The sequence below is a fragment of the Pseudomonas sp. HMSC065H01 genome (assembly GCF_001815235.1).
Taxonomy (GTDB): domain Bacteria; phylum Pseudomonadota; class Gammaproteobacteria; order Pseudomonadales; family Pseudomonadaceae; genus Pseudomonas; species Pseudomonas aeruginosa.
The window spans coordinates 1-1,160 of the sequence record NZ_KV819885.1 but is presented as its reverse complement, the minus strand read 5'-3'; the positions used below and the strand labels follow the sequence as shown (position 1 = coordinate 1,160).

General features: G+C 60.6%; 1 protein-coding gene. It reads right to left on the bottom strand.

What is annotated here, in order from left to right:
* The coding region (tuf, locus tag HMPREF3014_RS14980; RefSeq protein WP_017001851.1) for an elongation factor Tu at nt 1–1,160 on the bottom strand (1,160 nt) is incomplete at both ends.

Below are 1,160 nucleotides of genomic sequence, written 5' to 3'. Positions count from 1 at the left end.
TCGATGATCTTGGCAACCACGCCGGCGCCAACGGTACGGCCGCCTTCGCGGATCGCGAAGCGCAGGCCATCTTCCATGGCGATCGGAGCGATCAGGGTGACAACCATCTTGATGTTGTCGCCCGGCATTACCATCTCTACGCCTTCCGGCAGCTCGCAGTTACCGGTCACGTCAGTGGTACGGAAGTAGAACTGCGGACGGTAGCCCTTGAAGAACGGGGTGTGACGACCACCTTCTTCCTTGGACAGCACGTACACTTCGCACTCGAACTTGGTGTGCGGCTTGATGGTGCCCGGCTTGGCCAGTACCTGGCCACGCTCTACGTCTTCACGCTTGGTGCCACGCAGCAGGATACCAACGTTCTCACCAGCACGACCTTCGTCGAGCAGCTTGCGGAACATTTCAACGCCGGTGCAGGTGGTCTTGGTGGTCGCCTTGATGCCGACGATTTCCACTTCTTCCTGGACCTTGATGATGCCGCGCTCTACACGACCGGTTACCACGGTACCGCGACCGGAGATCGAGAACACGTCTTCGATCGGCATCAGGAACGGCTGGTCGATGGCACGAACCGGCTCCGGAATGTAGGAGTCCAGGGTCTCTACCAGCTTCTGCACGGCGCTTACGCCGATGCCGTTGTCATCCTTGCCTTCCAGCGCCATCAGCGCGGAACCGATGATGATCGGAGTGTCGTCGCCCGGGAAGTCGTAGGTGTTCAGCAGATCGCGAACTTCCATCTCGACCAGCTCCAGCAGCTCGGCGTCGTCGACCATGTCGGCCTTGTTCAGGAACACGACGATGTAGGGAACGCCCACCTGGCGGGACAGCAGGATGTGCTCGCGGGTCTGCGGCATGGGGCCGTCGGCAGCCGAGCAAACCAGGATCGCGCCGTCCATCTGGGCAGCACCGGTGATCATGTTCTTCACGTAGTCGGCGTGACCGGGGCAGTCAACGTGAGCGTAGTGACGAACAGCGGAATCGTATTCAACGTGCGAGGTGTTGATGGTGATACCGCGGGCCTTTTCTTCCGGCGCGTTGTCGATCTGATCGAAAGCACGAGCGGAACCACCCCAGGTGTCGGAGCAGACCTTGGTCAGTGCAGCGGTCAGAGTGGTCTTGCCATGGTCAACGTGACCGATGGTGCCGACGTTGACGTGCGG